This window comes from Allobosea sp. P4_E12 (genome assembly GCF_056401655.1).
On the sequence record NZ_JBFUIY010000026.1, the window covers coordinates 42,388 to 62,821 of the forward strand.

16 protein-coding genes and 1 pseudogene are annotated in these 20,434 nt (G+C 64.1%); 7 read left to right on the plus strand and 10 right to left on the minus strand.

The features are described 5' to 3' along the window. Positions 1-129: 129 nt before the first annotated feature. From AC1DW9_RS26570 to AC1DW9_RS26615, 10 genes are all read right to left on the minus strand, one after another. A complete protein-coding gene (locus AC1DW9_RS26570; protein ID WP_476777271.1) occupies positions 130-1,233 on the minus strand; it encodes an NAD(P)/FAD-dependent oxidoreductase in 1,104 nt (367 codons plus the stop codon). Between the two features lie 46 nt (positions 1,234-1,279). Then, positions 1,280-2,368: an NAD/NADP octopine/nopaline dehydrogenase family protein gene (locus AC1DW9_RS26575; protein ID WP_476777272.1), complete on the minus strand. Its 1,089-nt coding sequence runs from the start codon at positions 2,366-2,368 to the stop codon at positions 1,280-1,282. Positions 2,369-2,442: 74 nt separating this feature from the next. Next, positions 2,443-4,185, minus strand: coding sequence for an ABC transporter substrate-binding protein (locus AC1DW9_RS26580; RefSeq protein WP_441493735.1), 1,743 nt, complete (start codon positions 4,183-4,185; stop codon positions 2,443-2,445). A 56-nt stretch (positions 4,186-4,241) separates the two neighbouring features. Beyond that, the gene (locus tag AC1DW9_RS26585) at positions 4,242-5,354 is read right to left on the minus strand and encodes an NAD(P)/FAD-dependent oxidoreductase (RefSeq protein WP_476855228.1); all 1,113 of its coding nucleotides are present in this window, start codon (positions 5,352-5,354) and stop codon (positions 4,242-4,244) included. A gap of 27 nt (positions 5,355-5,381) precedes the next feature. Next, complete coding sequence (locus AC1DW9_RS26590; protein WP_476777275.1) at positions 5,382-6,404, minus strand: ABC transporter ATP-binding protein; 1,023 nt, start codon at positions 6,402-6,404, stop codon at positions 5,382-5,384. Beyond that, positions 6,397-7,479, minus strand: coding sequence for an ABC transporter ATP-binding protein (locus AC1DW9_RS26595; RefSeq protein ID WP_476777276.1), 1,083 nt, complete (start codon positions 7,477-7,479; stop codon positions 6,397-6,399). Before AC1DW9_RS26595 ends, AC1DW9_RS26590 begins: the two co-directional genes overlap by 8 nt. Before the next feature lies 1 nt (position 7,480). Continuing rightward, the gene (locus tag AC1DW9_RS26600; RefSeq protein ID WP_441508812.1) at positions 7,481-8,428 is read right to left on the minus strand and encodes an ABC transporter permease; all 948 of its coding nucleotides are present in this window, start codon (positions 8,426-8,428) and stop codon (positions 7,481-7,483) included. A gap of 4 nt (positions 8,429-8,432) precedes the next feature. After that, positions 8,433-9,401: an ABC transporter permease gene (locus AC1DW9_RS26605; RefSeq protein WP_476777277.1), complete on the minus strand. Its 969-nt coding sequence runs from the start codon at positions 9,399-9,401 to the stop codon at positions 8,433-8,435. Between the two features lie 212 nt (positions 9,402-9,613). After that, positions 9,614-10,513: a LysR family transcriptional regulator gene (locus tag AC1DW9_RS26610; protein WP_441508814.1), complete on the minus strand. Its 900-nt coding sequence runs from the start codon at positions 10,511-10,513 to the stop codon at positions 9,614-9,616. Positions 10,514-10,667: 154 nt separating this feature from the next. Next, positions 10,668-11,573, minus strand: a complete 906-nt coding sequence (locus tag AC1DW9_RS26615) for a LysR family transcriptional regulator (protein ID WP_441508815.1) — start codon at positions 11,571-11,573, stop codon at positions 10,668-10,670. Positions 11,574-11,805: 232 nt separating this feature from the next. Between AC1DW9_RS26615 and AC1DW9_RS26620 the strand changes: the two genes are divergently transcribed. From AC1DW9_RS26620 to AC1DW9_RS26650, 7 genes and pseudogenes are all read left to right on the plus strand, one after another. Beyond that, positions 11,806-13,338 carry an ABC transporter substrate-binding protein gene (locus tag AC1DW9_RS26620; protein WP_476855229.1) on the plus strand — a complete coding sequence of 511 codons (1,533 nt, stop codon included), beginning with the start codon at positions 11,806-11,808 and terminating at the stop codon, positions 13,336-13,338. A 24-nt stretch (positions 13,339-13,362) separates the two neighbouring features. Next, complete coding sequence (locus tag AC1DW9_RS26625; RefSeq protein WP_476769565.1) at positions 13,363-14,289, plus strand: ABC transporter permease; 927 nt, start codon at positions 13,363-13,365, stop codon at positions 14,287-14,289. Then, positions 14,286-16,253 carry a dipeptide/oligopeptide/nickel ABC transporter permease/ATP-binding protein gene (locus AC1DW9_RS26630; RefSeq protein WP_476777279.1) on the plus strand — a complete coding sequence of 656 codons (1,968 nt, stop codon included), beginning with the start codon at positions 14,286-14,288 and terminating at the stop codon, positions 16,251-16,253. The genes AC1DW9_RS26625 and AC1DW9_RS26630 overlap by 4 nt, the downstream gene beginning before the upstream one ends. Continuing rightward, a complete protein-coding gene (locus AC1DW9_RS26635; protein ID WP_476777280.1) occupies positions 16,250-17,368 on the plus strand; it encodes an ABC transporter ATP-binding protein in 1,119 nt (372 codons plus the stop codon). Before AC1DW9_RS26630 ends, AC1DW9_RS26635 begins: the two co-directional genes overlap by 4 nt. 3 nt (positions 17,369-17,371) lie before the next feature. Then, the gene (locus tag AC1DW9_RS26640) at positions 17,372-18,577 is read left to right on the plus strand and encodes an NAD(P)/FAD-dependent oxidoreductase (protein WP_476777281.1); all 1,206 of its coding nucleotides are present in this window, start codon (positions 17,372-17,374) and stop codon (positions 18,575-18,577) included. A gap of 77 nt (positions 18,578-18,654) precedes the next feature. Continuing rightward, positions 18,655-19,617 (plus strand): M14 family metallopeptidase, encoded by a 963-nt coding sequence (locus tag AC1DW9_RS26645; RefSeq protein ID WP_441493748.1) that lies wholly within the window; start codon positions 18,655-18,657, stop codon positions 19,615-19,617. A 410-nt stretch (positions 19,618-20,027) separates the two neighbouring features. Then, a pseudogene (locus AC1DW9_RS26650) lies at positions 20,028-20,294 on the plus strand (GNAT family N-acetyltransferase); the annotation flags it as partial. Positions 20,295-20,434: the final 140 nt, after the last annotated feature.

The window sequence follows — 20,434 nt, forward strand, 5'->3', positions numbered from 1 at the left end:
TGACCCTTGGCTAAATGCCGCTGGCGGCATTTGTTGCGTCCGATTGAAGAAAATTGTGCCCATTATCCTTAGCGCTTCGTTACCCATGTCCGCCGGCCTGCTGACATGCTGCCGCCATCCATCGAAGTCCTAGGAAAAGAACCGGATTGGCCGGAAATGCGCGAGTTCGGGGCGTGGTTTGCCACTTATGATCTCGTCTGCCGCCATCGCTCCGAGCGCAGGCGAAAGCGTCGCACCGCTATGGGTGACCATGACATAGTAGCCTTCGAGGTTCGGTACGGGGCCTATAGCTGAGAGGCCGTCCTTTGGAATGGGACGCTGGGTGACGCGGCTCGCTTCCGGTTTCACCGGCGCGATTCCGGGCAGGATCCGTGTCAGCCGCGCGACGAGATCGGCCGCCTGGTCGAGGCCGGGACGGTTAGTGACCTCGGGCGTAACCAGGGCATCGGCCGGTCCCCAGTGCAGCATCAGCCTGCCGGCGCCATCCGGACGAAAATCGCAGACCGGTGTGGCCACGACGCGCTGGATCGAGGCAGGAACCGGGGGCGTGAAGACCAGAAATCCGACAGTCGGCGCCAGCGGCACATTCGGGGCCGTTCCGGCAATCGTGTCGTTCGACCAGCGCCCGGTGCAGTTGACCACGAGATCGGCCATCAGGGTGTCCCCCGCCTCGGTGTGCACACCCTTGACCTTGCCGCCCTGCACAAGCAGCCCGGTAACCTTCGTTTGGGTATGCAACTGCGCGCCCTTGCGGCGTGCAGCGCTCATCATCGCATGGGAATAGACGACAGGATCAAGCCATCCGTCCTCCGGATACCAGGCGATTGGGGCATCGCCCACCGCGGCAGGATCGATATCGGGCTCAAGCTCAACCAGCTGCTGGCGATCGATCCATTCAACCGCATAATCCCATTCCTTCAGGCGAGCCACCTTGGCGCGGTGTTCCTCCCGCCCCGCCTCGTCCCTCCATTCGACCCGGCCGCCGGCATGCCACCACGGCGTCGCACCGAACTCGTCCTTCAGCGCCGCGTGCGCCCGCATGCCCGCGACATTCAGATCGTGATAGGGGCGCGGCGCCTTATTACTGGAATTCGTCCAGGCGAAGCTGATGCCGGAGGTGCCGCCGCCGACGCGGGTCGCTTCCAGCACGGTGACCTTCGCGCCCGCGAGCGCAAGACGATAAGCCACCGACGTCCCCAGGACGCCGGCACCGACAACGATGATCTCAGGCATAACCGTATTTCCGATCGAATGAGGGGCGATTGGGATGGCGCCGGAACTACTTCGCCTGCGACGCGGACCAGCCGTCACGAACCAGGGTCTTGAGCTCGGACAGTGACATGGTCTCGAGCCCGATATCGTTGAGCAGGTCGTTCTCGGCCGCGAAATCGCGGCCGTAGAGGGCCGAGAAGACGTCGATGCCAGCCTGGTGCAGCGTGGCGGGCCGATCGGTCAATTTGCCGAGCAACACGGTCGGATGCAGGCCGAAGGGCGCATCCTCCAGCACATAGCGCGTGTCGATGCTGTCGGGGCCATTGCCGCCATTGCCGCGCGCGGCGAGCGTGCGGGCCATCTCGCCGACCGGTCCCGGCTCGACATGGAAGGATAGGTTGTAGTGCTCTCGAATGGTGCGCACCTTGTAGCCGGCCGCCTCGGCGATCGCGAGGCGTTCGGCATCGAGCGCTTCGAGCAGGCGGCCGACAGAGTCGGTGTTGTTTTCGTTCTGGCCCCAGGTTTCGCCGTGCTCCATGCGCGTGAAATTGCATAGCGCGATGCCGAGATGGTTTTGCGGATTGAGGTTGGAGAGAGAAATCGCCAGTGCGTCGGAGCGCTCGACGAAGCGGTCGCCGAACAGCTCCTGACAGATTTTCAGCCCGCGTGCGCCAGCCGAGGCAGGGATGGTCGCGATATCGACCTTGGAACGGATCGTCGAGACATTCACACTCGCGTCCCCGGTGCGGCGCCCTGCCGTCACAGTGGTCCCCCAGACAACGACAGGGATATCGAGCCCGCGCTCCGCGATCTTCTTGGCGATATAGAGGCCGCTGAACGAGGTGTGCGAGCTGATGATGACGATCTGACCGCTGGCAAGGTGGGGAGCGGCGGCATCCATCGCCATGCGATGGCCATTGGCCGGCAAGGCCAGCAGGACGGCGTCAGCGCCGGCAATCGCATCACCCGCGCTGGTCGCCATCGTGACCTTGAACGAACCGTCGAGCGAGCCAGTCGCCGCTAGTGGCCTGCCCGCTACGATGCTTTGCCCGGTTTTGCCGGAGGGCGACCACAGCACAGGCTCATGGCCGAGTGAGGCGAGCAGCGCAGCATTGCCATAGGCTATTGAGCCTGCACCGAGTATTGCGACACGCATCGTATGATTCCTTGGGAATTTTAAGATTTTCGGAGCGCCGGACCAACAGCCCGGCGCTGATGGCGACATCGAAATCAGTATTTGTAGCCGGCCTTTTCCATATATTGCTTGGCGAGGTTCATGTCGTAGGCGATCGGCTTGAGCAGATCGTGGTCATAATCTTCGGAAGTGAAGGGAATTGGCACCGTGCCCGGCTTGCCGAAACCGGCAACGACGTTCTTGATGATCTGCTCGCGCGGGATCATGTGGCTCATCGCCTTGCGGACATAGGCCGCAGCCTCTGCCGCACGACTGGGATCCTGCTTGCCGAGCGGGGTTTCGACCCCGGTTCCGAACACCGGATGGTTCATGTTCAGGCAGGTCTGCATCCATTTGAAGGAGTCGAAGCGATTGACGGTGCCCCATGATGGATCGATCGTCTCGAGCAGCCCGCCGACGTCGTACATCGGATCATGCGCATCGATAGAGCCAGCCTTGATCGCGCTGAGAACAGCGTCGGCGCCCTGGATGTTGACCACATAGAAGGTCTTCACATTGCCTTCGGTCTTCTTCCAGTAGTTCTCGTTCTTGATGTATTTGTAAGCCTTGCGGGCCGGATCGAACCCCTGCGGAATCCATGGCCCCGTGCCGATACCGCCCTTTGCCTCGAAGGTCTTGCCGTCGGAGGTTTTGACCGGAAAGGTGCCGAGCCAGGTGCTGATGACATGGCCACGCAGTTCCTCGGGCTTGAGGCCCTGATACGCGTGTTTCGGCATGATCGCGATGACCGGCAGGACGAAATCGCGGAACATCACGTTCGGCTCCCGCAAGGTCACGGTGATCTCATGCGTGCCGGTTATCTTGTAGGCATCCCTGCTGCCCAGGACGGTTTCAAGGGGTGACTGGAAGACGCTGGCATAGGTCTTGTCGATCACCGTATCCCAAGTGAACTTGACATCTTCGGCTGTGAACTCCTCGCCGCTATGCCATTTCACGCCCTTGCGAAGGGTGAAAACCCAGGTCTTGCCGTCGTCGGAGGTCTTCACCGACTCCGCCAGCGCCGGGACGAGCTTCTTGTTCGCCCAACTGTCGTATTCGAACAGCGCGTTGTAGACGGGGCCAAAGATATTGGCCTCGTTGTAGCCACTGCCATACATCGGGATGAGCTGGCTCGGCGGCTGCCATGAGGCGAAAGTGGCCGTGACGTCGCCAGTTGCGCCCTCGATCGTCCAGTTCTCCGGGCGCGGATAGAAGACCGGGTTGTAGGTCGTCGATTCCATGCCCTTCAGCTTCGGATTGGTGATGATCACCTCTTCCGGATAGAAGACGACATGGAGCGGCTCGATCTCGTACCAGCGCTTCATGAAGGCCGTGATCGCCGCCTTGCGGTCAGCCGGCGAGACGGCACGTGAATATTTCTCGATCGCCTCATCGATCTGCTTGTCGGCGATACGGTAGTAGTTCTGCCCGTTCGGCGGAAAATTCTTGCTGTGGAACAGCGTCTCGGGCAGCGGCACCAGCCCACTGTAGTAAATCCGCTCGGAATACATATCCCAGCCGCCATCGACATGCGTCTTGCCGCTGTCATTGGCGCGCCGGGCGATCACGACTGAAGGCGGCTGGTAGCTCGACACGATATCGATGCCGAGGCGGGCGAACTGCTTTCCGATCAGATCGGTCCAGATCATCCGCGACTGGAGGTTGTTGAAGATCATCAGGTAGAGCTTGAAGAACGGCGGCTTGGCCAGCGCCGCCTCCGGAATCCCGCTGGCCGCGAGCGCGGCCGCTCCGGCTCCGGACCATTTCAGCACATCGCGTCGCGTCGATTTCCTGGACATCGATTTCCCCTTGTTTCTTGGTGGTGCGAAATGAACAGGCCGAGAGCGTCCGGCGCTCAGGCCCGGAAGCGCGAAGGACGAAACTGCGCCAGTTCCGGACGCTCCCTGCCCCGCAGGACCTCGTCGGCGACGGCCTGGCCGAGGAAGGGAGACAGCGTCACGCCGCTATGGGTCACGACGACGTAGTAGCCGTCGACGCCGCGGGCTGGTCCGACGGTGGAGAGCCCATCGGCGGGGATCGGTCTGACGGTCGTGCGCACCGCTTCGGCCTCGACGCCTGCCAAGCCGGGCAGAAGTTCGGTTGCGCTTGCGAGCGCGATCTTCGCCTCCTCGCAATCCGGCAGGCGGCTTTCCAACCCGGCGAAACGGTCGTCGAGCGAGTCCTTGCGGATCATCAGGCGGCCTGCCCCGTCCGGGCGGACATCGACGTCGGGCGCATGGAAGGGCCGGCGCAGATCGACTCCGACCGGAGGCGTGAAGACGAGGAAGCCCACGGTCGGAGCGAGCGGGACATTGGGCGCCGTCTCGCTCACCGTATCGTTGGACCAGCGTCCTGTGCAGTTGATTACGAGGTCGGCTGCGTGGACAGCGCCCGTATCATCCCGAGCGCCGACGACACGACCATTGCGGGTCTCTACCCCGGTCACCTTCACGCCCGTCTTCAGCGCCGCTCCATAGTGCTGACGGGCAGCGCGCAGCATGGCTCCGGCGTACTGGACAGGGTCCACCCACCCTTCTTCAGGGCAGAATACGATCTGGGCCTCGTCCGAAACTGCGTCGATTGCCAGCTCCGGCTCAAGCTCCTGCAGCCGCTTCTTGTCGATGAACTCCGCCGCATAGCCCCACTCGCGGAGCCGCTCGACCTTCTTCGCCTGAGCCGCGATCTCCGCCGGATCGACGCGCCACTCCAGGCTACCGCTCTGATGGAACCAGGGTGTCGAGCCGAACTCATCCTTCAACGCGGCATGCGCGCGCATACCTGCGACGTTGAGGTCGTGATAGGAGCGCGGCGTCTTGTTGTTCGCATTCGTCCAGGCGAAGCTCACCCCGGATGTTCCGGCGCCGACGCGAGAGGCTTCGAGGACCGTGACTTTCGCACCGCCCTGGGCGACGCGGTAGGCGATGGAGCTGCCGACAATTCCGGCTCCGACGACGATAACATTCATCATGGCGTTTCCTGTGGTCTCTCCCCGCACTCAGCGCGGGTTGTGGCAAGCGAAGGCGTGGGTGGCGTCCGGTGCGGACAGCGGCGGAATCTGTTGGGAACAGACAGGCAGAGCGGCGGGGCACCGGGTGTGAAAGACACAGCCGGAGGGTCGCCGGACGACGCTGGGAACTTCGCCCTGGATCGCCTGGCGCTGCGTCTGGTTTGACGGATCGGGCACGGGAATGGCCGAGATCAGGGCGGCCGTGTAGTGATGGCGCGGCCGTGCGAAAATCTCGTCCACCTCGCCGATCTCGACGAGATTGCCGAGATACATCACCGCAATGCGGTTGCTCAGAAAGCGCACCGAACTCAGGTCGTGGGAGATGTAGAGATAGGAGAGTCCCAGGTCTTCCTGCAGGTCGGCCAGCAGATTCAGGACCTGCGCCCGCACCGAGACGTCGAGCGAGGAGACGGGCTCGTCGCAGATCAGTAGCCTCGGCTCGACCGCCCGAGCCCGCGCGATCCCGATGCGCTGGCGCTGCCCGCCGGAGAATTCGTGGGGATAGCGATCGGCATAGTCCGGCGGCAGCCCGACCCGCTCCAGCAGGCCCTCCACCGTCGCGTCCCAGTCGTCCTTCGGGGCATGACCATGGACGCGCAGCGGCTCCGTCAGGATCTGCCTGACGCTCCAGCGCGGATTGAGTGAAAGATAGGGATCCTGGAAGACGTATTGCATCTGACGGCGCAGCGCGAGCACGTCCGGCCGCCGATCCTGAGTGAACGTCGCCCGGATATCCGTGTCGCCGAGGCGGATCGCACCGGCAGTCGGTTCGACGAGGTGCAGGATCGCGCGGGCCGCCGTCGTCTTGCCGCAGCCGCTTTCGCCGACGATGCTCAGCGTCTCGCCGGCCGCCACGCTGAAGCTGATGTCGTTGACGGCGCGGATTTCGCCGGTGACGGTCTGGCGGAAGAGGCCTCGGCGGCGCAACGGGTAGCTCTTCACCAGCCCGTCGACGGTCAGCAGGGTCCGTGGCGTGACGCCTTGGCGGAGATTCGGAATCGGCTCAATCATGGCTGGCCACTCCGGCGCTGCCGCGCTTCAGGCAATGAACGACACGGCCTGGCTCGATCGCTGCGGCCTGGGGCACCAGCCGGGAGCATTCCGGCGCGGCTTCGGGACAGCGCCCGGCGAAGCGGCAACCGCCACCGAGTGATTGTCCGGGAGCGACGGCGCGCCCGACCGTGGGCAAGCGCTCGCGACGCCCCTCACCATCGACTGCGTAGCGCCGGTCGATGCGCGGCGTACTCGCCAGAAGGGCCTGCGTGTACGGGTGCGAGGGCCGTGCGAAGATGGCGTGCTTGTCGCCCGTCTCGCAGACCTGGCCCGCATACATGACGGTAATGCGATCGGCGATGCGAGCCACGACGCCCATGTCGTGCGTGACGAAGATCATCGACATGCCGAACCGCGCCTTCAGGTCTTCGAAGAGATCGAGGATCTGGGCCTGGATCGTGACGTCGAGCGCCGTCGTCGGCTCATCCGCGAGCACGAGCGCCGGGTTGCAGAGCAGAGCACGGGCGATGCAGACACGCTGCTTCATGCCGCCGCTCATCTCATGCGGATACTGCGACAGGCGCGAGCCCGGGTCGGTGATGCCGACGAGGCGAAACAGCTCCTCCACCCGCTGCAGAGCCACGCTGCGCGGCATCTTATCGTGAACCTTCAGGATCTCGCCGAGCTGCGCGCCGACCGTCATCAGCGGGTTCAGGGAATAGCCGGGGTTCTGGAAGACCATTGCGAGTCTGCGACCGCGCAGTTTCTGCATGTCGCCCTGCGACTTCGCGGCGAGGTCCTCGCCATCGAACATGATGCGGCCGCCGGTGATCCGTGCGGGAGGCGGCAGAAGGTTCAGAATCGCGAGACTCGACAGGGTCTTGCCGCTGCCGGATTCGCCGACGATGCCCATCGTTTCGCCGGCGCGGACCTGAAAGCTCACATCCTCAACGATGCGAACGGGCGCATTCCAGGGTGGAAACTGAATCCGCAGGTTCTCGACGCGGACGAGGTCATGGACAGGCGGCGTCAGCACGCTGCTATCGTCGATCGAGATGGCGGCGACTGGCTTTGCGGTGGCGAGGCTCGACATCTCAGCGCTTCGCCCGTGGGTTGAAGGCATCGGTCAGGCCGTCCGCCAGAAGGTTGAAGCCGAGCACCGTGATGAAGATGGCGACACCCGGGCTCAACGATGCCCAGGGAGCCACTTTCAGCGCCTCGTAATTGAAGTAGAGCAATTGCCCCCAGCTCACCGCGGCCGGATCGCCGAAACCGAGGAAACCGATCATCGCCTCCGCCAGCACGGCCCCGCCGATGCCGAGCGCCACGATGACGACAAGGGATGGCAAGGCGTTCGGAAGAATGTGGCGGAAGAGGATATCGCCCGAAGTAGCGCCGATGCAGCGCGCAGCCTCGACGAATTCCTGGTTCTTCAGCCGCAGGAACTCGGCACGCGTCATCCGAGCGATCGGAGCCCAGGAGAAGACGCCGATCAGCAGGATGATGACGCCGAGATTGAGATACGGCACGCTTTCGAAGGGCGTGTTGACGACCGCCACGCCGAGCAGGCGAATGACGGCGAGGATGACGACAAACATCGGAATCACGAGGAAGAAATCGGTGAAGCGCATCAGCACCTCATCCGTGGTGCCCCCGCGATAGCCGGCAACGCCGCCGACCAGAACACCGATCAGCGAGGCGATCGACATGGCTCCAAGCCCGACGGCAAGTGCCGTCGGCGCGCCGTAGATCACACGGCTGGCGACATCATAGCCCATGCGGTCCGTCCCCAGCGGGTGGACCCAGCTCGGCGGCGCCTTTGCACCGGGGTCGATCATCGGGCTCTGGTCCTGCGGATCGAAGGGCGCAATGAATGGCCCGATGACGGCGGTCGCGACGACTAGCAGGACCAGGATGAGTCCGAGCATGCCGGTGCGGCTGCGGGCGAAGCGCTGCCAGCCCTGCCGCCAGATGCCCTTGACCGGACGGCGGGCCGGCCTTGCGGAAGACGGCGGATGAGCCGTGATCGTCTGATCGCTCACGTGCTCACTCCAGGCTGATGCGGGGGTCGATGAGGACGTAGATGACGTCCGTCAGCAGGGTGGTGCAGATCAGCATGAAGGCGATGACCGCGCTCGCCCCCATGATGACGGGATAGTCGAGCTGATGGATCGCGGAGATGTAGAGATATCCGAGCCCCGGCCAGGTGAAGACGGATTCGGTTACCGGCGCCGTGCCCAGCATCAGGCCAATCAGGAGGCCCAGATAGGTCAGCATCGGGATGAAGGCGGCGCGCAGTGCGTGCACATAGATGACGCGCCGCTCGGGGATGCCACTCGCGCGCATCGCCGCGATGAAGTCGCTCTTCAGCACATCGACCATATTCGAGCGCATCAGGAGCGTAAGCGTCGCGGTGTTGAAGAAGGTCAACATCGTGACCGGCAGGACCATGTGCCAGAGCGCATCGAGCGTCGGGCTGCCCCAGAGAGGATTGCGGGTCGAATAGGCGCCGTAGCTCGGCAGCCAGTCCAGGCTGTACGAGAAGATGAAGATCAGCAGGATGCCAAGGAAGAAGGCTGGCAGCGACTGCCCCAGCAGCGCCGTGGCCATCACCGCGAAATCGGAGCGCGAGTGTTGTCGGCGCGCCGCCGTGACTCCGAACAGGATCGCGATCGCAAGGGCGATCAGGATCGCGGGAAGCTGAATCTTGAGGGTCTGCCAACCCCAGGTCAGGATGAGCGAACCGACAGGCTGGTTGTAGACGATGCTCGTGCCGAAATCGAGTTGGACGATCCGGCTCAGCCAGAGCAGGTAGCGCGTCATCGGCGGATGATCGAGCCCGTAATAGGCCTTCATCCGATCGATCACCTCGCCGGTCATGCCGGGTGTTTCCGCCATCATCAATTCGATGGGGTTGCCGATCGAATTGACCAGAAAGAAGATCGCCGCACTGACGCCCAGCATCAGCAAGGCTGCAAAGATCATTCTTCTCGCCAGGAAGACGAAAATCCGCATCGGCGAATATTTCTCCAAGTCAACGGGACAGCAGATCTCATTCGCTCCACAGCGTTGTTAGGCGCGAATGGAACGGGCGGGCTCTGTTTGATCTACGTCAATGACAAGGAGCGTATGGGCCGAAAAATTGGCCGTCAAAGAATATGTTTTTGCTAGTTCATTCCTTCAGGTTATGAACTCGGCCTTCGACCGGCGCAGCCTCCAAGCGGTGCTTAAGCTTCGGCCCGATAGCCAAGCCGCTCGAATTCGTCCTCGAGATCGCGGGTCAAGGCCTCGGCAAGGGAGGAGCTGCTCAGGCTGAGTGGCCGCAGGTGCCAGACGGGGAAGGAAATCTCCGGCAGAAAGGGCTTCACGACGAGGCCGCGGCCGCGAAAGGCCCGCGCATTGATCTCGTCGACGATGGCGACACCCGCCCCGTTTGCGACCAGAGCGCAGGTCAAATGCGCCATGGGGGCTTCGATCATGATCCGCAAGCGCACACCGGCTGCATCAAAGGCCTTCTCGATGATCGTGCTACGCTCGATCGCCCCGATCGAGACATAGTCCTCACCGTCGAGATCCTCAGGTCGCACGTCGCTGCGGCCCGCTAGCCGATGCTGTTCGGGAACGATACAGACGCCAGGTATGCGCGCCATGACGCGGCAGGCGACGTTCGGGTGCGGCGTCGACGTATTGGTGATCCCGAGATCGATCTGCCCGGCGATGGCCCATTCGATCACGCGCTCGGAACTGCGCGAGTGCAGCGATATCGTCGTATTCTCGTGCTTGCGGCGGAAATGTGCGATCAGCGGCGGCATCAGCGTACCAGCCAGTGCCGGTTTCACGCCCAGATTGAGGCGGCCGAAGCGCATCTGGCTGATGTCCTTCGACATCCGCTCCAGCCGCTCGATGCTTTCCCAGGTCCGCTGGACCTCTGCGAAGAACAGTTCGCCGTCGCGCGTCGGCTTGAGCCGTCCCTTGGTGCGCTGGAACAGGGTGATCCCCGTCGACCTCTCAAGCTGGAAGAGCATCTTGCTCGCCGCCGGCTGCGAGATCGCCATGATCTCGCCCGCCTGCGTCAGCGTTCCGAACTTCATGATGTGACGGAAAAGCTCGACATGCCTGAGATTCATCTAGGCCCAACCCCTCGCTCGTGATCGCAAATACCGACAGCACCGCGCGTCCGCGCCGGCCGTATCGAATCTAGACTGCGAACCTTTTCCGGCCATGGATAGCCACAACCCGGCTCAGCCGATCGTCGGGCACGACGAAGCGTGAAGGACGCCGTCACTCGTCCCCGCCATCGTCCCCTCGAAAGGACGACGGCGGCAACAGGCTGGCACTGAACGCCTCCACCAATTTGCTGGTGGGGCGACCGCGCTGGCGGAACAGATAGATCGGCACGCGTATCCTCGGGCTGAAGGCACGAAACACAAGCCCCTTCCCGGCCTGGGTGCGGGCGGCCTCGCTGTCGACGATGCCCACGCCACATCCTGCGGCGACGAGGGTGCAAACCGTGACGCCCAGGCTTGCATCGATCATCGAGCGGTATCGCACGCTCGCGCCATCGAGCGCCTGGGATAGCCGGCGCCGGAATTCGTCATCCAATCCGAGCCCGACAATGGCCTCGTCGGCGAGGTCTTCCGCCCTGATTTCCGACCTGCTCGTCAATCGATGCCTTTCCGGCAAGGCGATGACGCCTTCGAGGTCGAACAGCTTGCGGCGCGACAGATTGTATTCCTCGCTTCGCAGCTGGGCGATGCCGAGATCGATCTCGCCAGTACCGACAAGCCGGGCGGCGTCGGTGGAATTGCTGGATTGCAGCGAGATGGTGACATCCGGATGGGCTGCGGAAAACCGCGCAACCATGGCCGGGAGCCAGGCGAGCCCCAGCGCTGGAATCGTGCTGACCACGATGCGACCCTGCTTGCGGTCGCGCAGACTAGCTGCAAAGCGCGCCAGATTCTGCATACCGAAATAGGTGCGCTCGACTTCCGTGTAGAGCGCCCGCGCTTCTTCCGTTGCAGCGATCCCCTTCGTGGTTCGCGAGAAGAGCCGCAACCCGAGTTCGTCTTCGAGCAGTTTCAGCGCCTTGCTGACCGCCGGCTGCGAGATCCGCAGCATGGTCGCCGCCTCCGTGATGGAGCCGGAGTCCATGATCGCCTTGAAAACCTCCACCTGCCGATAATTCATGCGACCTCGCCATAACCTCAGTTCATATACATCGCATAATTATGAATTTGAGGCAGATCAATGCGTGTGGTTCTCTAAAGGCCGTCGCTGACTTTGCTGCGCCCGATCCAATCGCGGCGCGAAAGCGACCAAGGAAGCAAAAACAGCAATCCCTCCATAGCGTTGGGCGGGGCATTCGCCCGGCTGCGCCGTCATGGAACGATATCTTTGCGAGCTTGGGGAACAGTCGAACATGCGCAACCTTCGTCGATCCTGCTACGTCGCCGCCCTCTCCGCCGGCGTGTCGATCATGGCCCTCCAGGTGCAGGCGCAGCCGGCCGGCACCCTTCGCATCGCGGTCGGTGCGGACCCGGCTACCTTCGATCCTGCCTTCAATGATCTTCCGGTCGGGAATGCGGTTGATCTGGCCGTCATGGAGGGCCTCTTCCGGCTCGACCCGCAGAACAACGTCCAGAAGAATCTGGCGACAGACTATGCCTTCTCGCCCGATGGGAAGGTCTTCACGGTGAAGATCCGGACAGGCAGGAAATTCAGCAACGGCGACCCGCTGAACGCCGAGGCCGTTGCGGCAAGCTTCAACCGCATGCTCGACGAGAAGACCGGCTCGATCTATCGCGGCCTCTATGCCTCGCTCGGGACGATCAAAGCGGTAGGCGAGGATACCGTCGAGTTCCACCTCGCTGAGCCGAACGGGCATATCCTGATGCTGCTGTCCAACACGGCCGCCAGCATCGTCAACGTCAAGGCGCTGCAGGCCATGGGCGCCGAATATGGCCGAAAGCCCGTCGGCTCCGGCCCTTACATGGTCGAGAAATTCATCGGTGGCGAAGGCTTCAGGCTCGTCCCCAACCCTTCCTATTCCGGCGACTATCCGGCGACGCTCAAGGCCATCGACTTCACTTTCGTTCCCGAAGACGGCTCCCGCATGGCGCTTCTGGAGACCGGGAGCGTCGATGTCGTCGAACGCGTACCACCTGAATCCATGCCGGCGATCAACGCGTTGAAGGACGCCAAGGTCATCAACCCACCCAGCATGTTCTCCATCAACATGGAAATGGTGCTGCGCGGGCCACTCGCCGACCCGCGCGTGCGCAAGGCGTTGAACCTCGCGATCGATCGTGAAGGCATCACCAAGGGAATTCTTGGCGGGCTAGGCACGCCATCGGTCGGGATGGTCGGCCCAGGCACTCAGGACGAACTGCGCAAGACCTTCCCGCCGATCGCCTTCGACCCAGAAGGCGCCAAGAAACTGCTCGCCGAGGCCGGCTACAAGCCGGGCCAGCTCACGCTCAGCTTCACCTGCCCTACCGGTCGCTACATCAAGGATTCGCAGGTCTGCCAGGCTCTCGCCGGTTCATTCGAAAATATCGGGATCAAGGCGACTCCCATCGTTGTCGACCGCGGCACCTGGACCAAGGTCGTCGGCATGGAGCCGGCCCAGCGCACCGACAACATGGGCATGGTCGGCCGCGCCACCGCGGGCATGGACTATACGCTCTACCGCCTGTTCTTCACCGGCGTCGGCGCGAACCGGACCGGCTACACAAATCCGCGCGTCGATGCATTGCTGAAGGAGGGACGCATGGCGACCGACCCGGCAAAGCAGAAGGAGATCTATGGCGAGATCCAGAACATTGTCTGGAGCGACCAGCCCTTCCTCTTCCTCTGGTACCAGACCCAGGCGCTGGGCGTAGCCAACCGCGTTCAGGGTCTGGCGATCCAGCCGAACGAGACGCTGGTCTTCGACAAGGTCACGCTGAAGTGAGGCTTGCATAGCGGAGAAGCGGCAATGTTCGTTCTCAAACGCCTGGGCAGCGCGCTGCCGACGCTCTTTGCGGTTTCCCTGCTCGTCTTCCTCTTCGTCGACCTGATACCGGGCGATCCGGCCCAGATCCTCGCCGGGCCGACCGCCTCGAACGAAGAGATCGAGAGCATCCGCAAATTCCTCGGCCTGAACGAGCCGCTTCTCACGCGGTACGGCCAGTTTCTGCGCGGCATCTGGGACCCATCCGCTGCGACGTCCTTCCGCACGCATCGCCCCGTCGTCGTCGAACTCTCGGAGCGTCTGCCGAACACGTTGATCGTCTCGATCGGCGGGCTCGCACTCGGCCTTGTCGTCGGCACGATTGCCGGCATCGTCTGCGCCATGCGGCCGGGCGGCCTCGCCGATGCTGCGATCACGGTGCTCACGCTCGCCGGCATCTCGATGCCGATCTATTGGCTGGGCCTGCTTTGCATCTGGCTCTTTGCGGTCAATCTCGGCTGGCTGCCCGCGGCGGGCGCCTCGACGCCCGCCCATTTCGTCCTGCCGATCCTCGTCATTGCGACGCGCCCGGCAGCGATGTTCAGCCGCCTCGTCGCGACGAGCCTGCTGGAATCGATGGGCAAGGACTATCTCGATACCGCGCGGGCTAAGGGGCTCAGCGAGACCCGCGTCGTGCTGTTTCATGCGCTGCGTAATTCACTGATCGCTGCGGTCAGCGTCGCCGGCGTACAGTTCGGCGGCATGCTGGGCGGCTCGGTCGTCACCGAAACCGTGTTTGGCATTCCAGGCGTCGGTCGCCTGCTCGTCGATGCGGTCTCCCGCGCCGATTATCCGGTGATCCAGTACGCAATCCTGATGTTCGCGTTCTTCTTCGTGATCATCAATCTAGTCACCGACCTGCTGACCCAGTGGCTCGACCCCCGCACGCGCGAGCAGGAGCGGGCGACATGAGCATCATGCCGAACGTGCTCTCCGCGCCTGAAAGAGCGGCACCCGTTGACGCCTTTGCACCGCAGTCGCGCTGGCTGCTGCTCCGACGCATCCTTTCGCAGCCGAAAGGCGTCGTAGGCCTGACGCTTGTCACGCTCTACCTGCTGCTCGCGATCTTCGGGCCTATGCTGGCGCCTCAGGATGCCTTTCGCCAGAACTTCGCCCAAACCCTGCGGCCACCTTCCGCCGCGCATTGGTTCGGCACCGACCAGCTCGGCCGCGATGTTTTCAGCCGCGTCCTGGTCGGCGCCCGTGCGACGCTGGGCATCGGCGTAGGCGGCGTCGCCGTGGCCTTTCTGGTCGGCGTGCCGCTCGGCGTCCTCGCCGCCTGGCGGAGGGGCTGGATCGAAGCCGCGGTGATGCGCGCCATCGATGTCATGCTGAGCTTCCCCGATATCGTCTTTGCGCTGGCCGTCGTCGCGATCCTCGGCGCCAATATGCAGAACGTCATCATCGCGGTCGGCATCGTTGCGATCCCCGTCTTTGCGCGCACGGCAAGGGCGGTGACACTGAGCATCCTAGCCGAGCCCTATATCGAGGGCTCGATCGCACTGGGGGCCACTCCGGTGCGGGTGATCCTGCGCCATGTGCTGCCGAACATCTCCGGCACGCTTCTGACGCTGTCTACCTTGCTGTTCGCTTCGACCCTGCTCTCCGCCTCGGGCCTCGGCTTCCTCGGACTCGGCACCCAGCCGCCCTTCCCCGAATGGGGAACGATGCTGGGCGAGAGCCGCTCCTATATTCGCAGCCATCCCTATCTCGCGACGTTCCCTGGGCTGTTCCTCGCCGTCTCGGCGCTAGCCTTCAATTTGCTCGGAGACGCTCTGCGTACGATTTACGATCCGACCAGCCGGCGCGTCGCTCGCAGGCCTCCGATTCTGAGCCTCCTGCGGCGCCGCCGTCCGCCAGACGAGGCGCAGCAGCAATCCGTGGAGAAAGCGACCGACCTGGCCGTTTCAGTCCGTGGTTTGCGGATCGCCTACCGCACGGGCGAGGGCCTTCTCGAGGTTGTGCGTGGTGTCGATCTCGCGATCAAGCCGGGCCGGACTCTGGCGGTGGTCGGGGAATCCGGCTCCGGCAAGTCGACGCTGCTGAGAGCCGTCGGCACCTTGGTCAATCCGCAGGAAGTGGCGATTACGGCAGGCGCTATACGCATCGGGGGCGAGCAGGCATTGGGCCTCGGCCCCGCCGCGCTGCGCGATCTGCGACGCCGCAAAGTCGGCATTGTGTTCCAGGACGCGGCAAGCGCATTGAACCCCGTGCTCACCATTGGCAACCAGCTCGCCGAGGCGGTCACGGCCGGCTCCCGGCTCGACTCGGAGACCGTGCGACAGCGCTGCATTGCGCTTCTGCGCGACGTGAATATCGCCGATCCCGAGCGCCGGCTCGACATGTACCCGCACCAGTTCTCCGGAGGCATGAAGCAGCGCATCGTCATCGCCATCGCCCTTGCTCAGAACCCCGAAGTGCTGCTCGCCGACGAGCCGACCAGTGCACTCGACGTCACGATCCAGCAGCAAATCCTCGTCCTGCTGACCGAGATCCAGAAGAAGCGTGGCATGGCCATTCTGCTCGTGACCCACGACCTCAACCTGGTCGCGCGCTTCGCCGACGACGTTGCGGTGATGTATGCGGGCCGGCTCGTCGAAAGCGGCGATGTTGCGAGCGTGCTGGAGCGACCGCTCCATCCGTATACTCAGGCACTGCACGCGTCGGCCCCGGGTGGAAGCGAAGGCCGAGGCCGGCATCTGCGGACCATCGCTGGCGAGCCGCCGCTGATCGGTCGCCTGCCATCGGGCTGCTCATTCCGGCCCCGCTGCCAGCGCAGCGCCAACCGGGCGGAATGCGCCTCAAGCGAGCCTGGTCTCCGGGCCGTCGCCGGCCGCGACGTGGCCTGCGTCTTTGCCGAGGAGGCAACGCGATGAACGCGCCCTTCCCACTCCCACCTCGCCTACCCGGAACCGACACCGACGACATCGTTATCGTCGCGAATGTCAGCCGGCATTTCGGTGGCAGGCGGCGCTTTCTGAGCGGTGTGGCGGCGCCTGTGGTACGGGCCGTCGACAGGGTTTCGTTCCGGGTCCAGCGCGGAACCTGCTTCGCCATCGTGGGAGAATCCGGCTCCGGCAAGAGCTCGCTGGCACGGCTCGTCGTCGGGCTGCTGCGACCGACCGAGGGCGAGGTCACGATCGATGGCGTCCCGCTCTCGACGCTCGATCCAGCCGGCCTACGCGCGATGCGCCGCAAGGTTCAGCTCGTCCTGCAGGATCCGAGGGCCTCGCTTGATCCGCGGATGACCGTGTTCGATACGCTCTGTGAAGCACTGACCGTGCACGGTCTCCATCGCGAACGCACAGCCAGGCTCGACCGGATCAAGGCGGTGATTGGCCTGGTCGGTCTCAACCTGGCCCATCTGGGGCGCTACCCGCATGAATTGTCCGGCGGACAACGCCAGCGCGTTGCCATCGCCCGAGCAATCATCTGCGAGCCGGAGGTGCTCGTCCTCGACGAGCCGGTCAGCGCGCTCGACGTTTCGGTCCAGGCACAGATCATCAATCTCCTGGCCGATCTTCAGGCGAAGCTTGCGCTGACCTACGTGATCATCACGCATGATCTGACCCTGGTCGAGCATATGGCCGATGCCGTCGGCGTGATGTATCTCGGCCGCTTCGTTGAGCAAGGCGATGTCGGCGAGGTCTGCGGCGCACCCCGCCACCCCTATACGCAAAGCCTGATGGCGATCGCCGGCCACTTCGCCCCGATCTCCCGCGACCGGCCAGCGCCGGTGCTGGAGGGCTCGATCCCAAGCCCCCTCGCGATTCCGCCGGGCTGCAGCTTCCACACACGCTGCCCGTTGGCGCGGCGGCTCGCCATCGGAGCGACCACGGTCGTCGAGACCGCCGATGGGCGCGTGCCACGGCCCTGCGCCGAGGATCCGCCACCATCCCTACCTGCGCCGGGAGGCCGCAGCACGGCGACCTGTCACTTCGCGGATGAACGCCTCCCCGACTTTGACCACCGAAGCAACATAAGGAACTGATCGATGTCCGATCACAGCAATGCCTCCGAAATCGTCATCGTTGGCGGGGGCATTTACGGCACGAGCCTGGCCTATCAGCTGGCGAGCGCCGGCAAGACGGTGACACTCCTCGAGGCAGGCGAGATCGCCGGCGGCGCCTCCGGCGGACCGGGCGAGCGCGGTGTGCGCGCCAATGGTCGCGACCTGCGCGAATTGCCGATCTGCGCCCTCGCCCTGAAGCTCTGGGGCGACTATCAGGAGAGTTTTGAGGGCGGTGTCGGGTTCCGCCGACTCGGTGGCCTGCAGGTCTACGACGTCTCGTATGGCCATCGCGAACACGAAGTGCTCGGGCGCATGGCGGCAAACGCCGCCGCCCAGTCGAGCCTTGGCACGCCTTCGGAGGTGCTGACGCGCGATGAGGCGCTGGCTCGGGAACCGGAGCTCGCCCCCGGTATCATCGGCGCGATCTACTGCCCCAATGACGGCGTCGGCGACCACACATTCGCAACGCGTCAATTCGCGGCGCAGGCGACGAAGGCCGGAGCGGTGATCCGCACGGGCGCCAAAGTCGTCGAGCTCCTGCATGCGCGCGGCGTTGCCACCGCCGTGAAGCTCGCCGATGGCGAGATCGTCCCGATCGGAGAGCGGCTGGTGGTGGTCGCCAATGCCGGCGCAGAGACGCTGCTGAAGCCGATTCTCAAGCCGCACGAGCTCGGGCCGGTCTGGAACCTCATGCCGCAGATGCACTACGTCTCGAACCCGTTGAAGAAGACGGTCAACCATCTGCTCTCGCACGCGCATCGGCGCCTCGCCGTCAAGCAACTCCCGGATGGTACGATCATGCTGTCGGGCGGTGCCCATGTCGCCCATACACCGGAAGGCCTTTGGAAAGGCTCGCTCAGTGCGATGACGCAGAACGTCACCGATGCGATCCTGACCCTGCCCTTCATCGACAACTCGACCTTCCTCAAGGCGGACGCGTCGCGGGTCGACACCGTCGCCGTCGACCACATTCCGCTGATCGGACAGGCGGAGGGCCTGGCCAACACCATTTACGGCTACGGCTGGTCCGGCCATGGCTTCGCGATCTCGCTGGGGTTCACCAAGCTCTTCGCGGAATGGCTGATCTCCGGCGTGAAGCCGGAGGTCCTGGAGCCCTTCTCCCCCGTGCGCTTTCACAAGCCGGCCGAGATTCTCGCCGCCGCACCGCTCGGCCGCGCGGCCGCCTGAACCACCACCCATCTGAAACCAGCGCCGACGGGCGCAGCCTCGGTTGGGCTGCCCCTGTCGGCCGGAAGGACACGGCTATGCTTCCTGATTTCGACGCCACCCGTCCCGGCAAGTTCAGCTATGACCTCGGGTCGCTCGTCGGGGCCCTCGACGGCGTCACCGGCGATTTCGTCTGCTGCATCAATAACGGCCAGGGCCCCTCCGTCCTGCTCTGCGGCGGCATCCATGGAGACGAATACGAGGCCCAGATCGTCCTGCGGCGACTTGCCGAGCGGCTCGAACCCGCTGACGTGACCGGGCGCGTGATCATCGTGCCGTCCCTCAATTTCCCCGCCTCACAGAAGGGCAAGCGCCTCTCGCCCTTCGATGGGCAGAACATGAATCGCTTCTTCCCTGGCAAGGCCGATGGCACGCCGACCGAGCGCCTCTGCGCCTTCACGGCGGAAGCACTGTTTCCGGCTGTCGATCTTCTGATCGACGTCCATGCCGGAGGCAGCGACGTCTCGGTCGTGCCCATGGTCTTCGGCTTCACCACGGCGAAAAGCGTCGTTGACGATGCTCGCCTGAATCGCCTGATGGAGGCGTGGGGATACCGTTTCGTGCAGCATGTCGACGGAATCGACGAAACCGCCTGCGGCGCGGCGAAGCTCGCCGATCTGGCCTCCATCGAGGTCGAGGGCGGCGGCGGGCGCATGAAATCATCCGAGTTGACGATCATGGAAGAAGGGCTGCTGCGCGCGCTGGCCGATTTCGGCGCGATCAAGCCGGTGGTGGCGCCCATCCCCTTCTCCGGCGTGCATTTCACTGCCGGGCCGGAAGGCCAGTACACCGCACCGCGCGCAGGCCTTGTTGAACATCTCGTCGCGCTGGGTGACGAGGTCTCGAAGGGCCAACGCGTGGCGCTTCTCCATCCCACCGCAGGAGCGCGCAGTGCCCCGGCGGTAATTCTCAGTCCGATGCCCGGCTATGTGCTACGCCAAACGGAGCATGCCTACATTTCACCCAATCAGTTGATCGGCAATGTCGGCACGCCGATTTAAGGATAATCCGTCTTGCGACTCACGCGTCGCGTGAGCCGCAACTCGTCGGCTCTCAGACCTTCGGATTCAAAGCCATGCGCCCGGTTGGCGCAACCGAGTAACTGGCGGGACCGACCGGGTTCCTCAGCGGCGGCCAGCCGATCGAGATAGCGCCGACGTGAGTCACGGGAACGCCTGGTGATGTCGCTCGGCCACCTCGCCAAAGCGAGGGCGAGCTATGTTCCCTATCGCGAATGCATCGTGCCATCTCGCCGACCGTTACGTGGTGCGCGCCGCCCTGGCGGTGGCGAACGACCACCCGGTTCGGCCAGAGGTATTGGCCGCATTCGAACAACTGCCCGCGGTGATGGCGCGGGCCGATGCGCGCGACGGGCAAATCGACCGAGATGTCATCGACCTGGCCGAGTGCGATGGCGCGCCATCATCCAGAGGTCCCGCACTGGTATCTGCCGCTGATCGGCGCCGACCCGGCGCGGCAGGGCCAGGGCATCGGCAGCGCGCTCATGCGTCATGCGCTCGCACGCTGCGATAGCGAGGGCGCCGCGGCCTATCTGGAATCCTCGAATCCGCGGAACATCCCGCTCTATCAGCGGCACGGGTTCGACATTCTTGGAACCATCCAGGCCGGATCGTCGCCGGTTCTGACGCCGATGCTGCGCTCGCCCCAGCCCCGCTGACGGGATCGAGGCCCTGGCAAGTCATCTCGCAGCGATGATCACTGCTGCTCGTGGGCTCCGTACCGACGCTGACGATTGACTGGACGATCGCGAACACCGGAAGGCACCAGCCGCTACGCCACAGTTGCACGGCGCTAACG

Bases quoted from the DNA above. Each gene is read 5' to 3' on its own strand.
- AC1DW9_RS26570 (WP_476777271.1), bottom strand. From the start codon at position 1,233: ATGCCTGAGATCATCGTTGTCGGTGCCGGCGTCCTGGGGACGTCGGTG.
- AC1DW9_RS26575 (WP_476777272.1), bottom strand. From the start codon at position 2,368: ATGCGTGTCGCAATACTCGGTGCAGGCTCAATAGCCTATGGCAATGCT.
- AC1DW9_RS26580 (WP_441493735.1), bottom strand. From the start codon at position 4,185: ATGTCCAGGAAATCGACGCGACGCGATGTGCTGAAATGGTCCGGAGCC.
- AC1DW9_RS26585 (WP_476855228.1), bottom strand. From the start codon at position 5,354: ATGATGAATGTTATCGTCGTCGGAGCCGGAATTGTCGGCAGCTCCATC.
- AC1DW9_RS26590 (WP_476777275.1), bottom strand. From the start codon at position 6,404: ATGATTGAGCCGATTCCGAATCTCCGCCAAGGCGTCACGCCACGGACC.
- AC1DW9_RS26595 (WP_476777276.1), bottom strand. From the start codon at position 7,479: ATGTCGAGCCTCGCCACCGCAAAGCCAGTCGCCGCCATCTCGATCGAC.
- AC1DW9_RS26605 (WP_476777277.1), bottom strand. From the start codon at position 9,401: ATGCGGATTTTCGTCTTCCTGGCGAGAAGAATGATCTTTGCAGCCTTG.
- AC1DW9_RS26610 (WP_441508814.1), bottom strand. From the start codon at position 10,513: ATGAATCTCAGGCATGTCGAGCTTTTCCGTCACATCATGAAGTTCGGA.
- AC1DW9_RS26615 (WP_441508815.1), bottom strand. From the start codon at position 11,573: ATGAATTATCGGCAGGTGGAGGTTTTCAAGGCGATCATGGACTCCGGC.
- AC1DW9_RS26620 (WP_476855229.1), top strand. From the start codon at position 11,806: ATGCGCAACCTTCGTCGATCCTGCTACGTCGCCGCCCTCTCCGCCGGC.
- AC1DW9_RS26625 (WP_476769565.1), top strand. From the start codon at position 13,363: ATGTTCGTTCTCAAACGCCTGGGCAGCGCGCTGCCGACGCTCTTTGCG.
- AC1DW9_RS26630 (WP_476777279.1), top strand. From the start codon at position 14,286: ATGAGCATCATGCCGAACGTGCTCTCCGCGCCTGAAAGAGCGGCACCC.
- AC1DW9_RS26635 (WP_476777280.1), top strand. From the start codon at position 16,250: ATGAACGCGCCCTTCCCACTCCCACCTCGCCTACCCGGAACCGACACC.
- AC1DW9_RS26640 (WP_476777281.1), top strand. From the start codon at position 17,372: ATGTCCGATCACAGCAATGCCTCCGAAATCGTCATCGTTGGCGGGGGC.
- AC1DW9_RS26645 (WP_441493748.1), top strand. From the start codon at position 18,655: ATGCTTCCTGATTTCGACGCCACCCGTCCCGGCAAGTTCAGCTATGAC.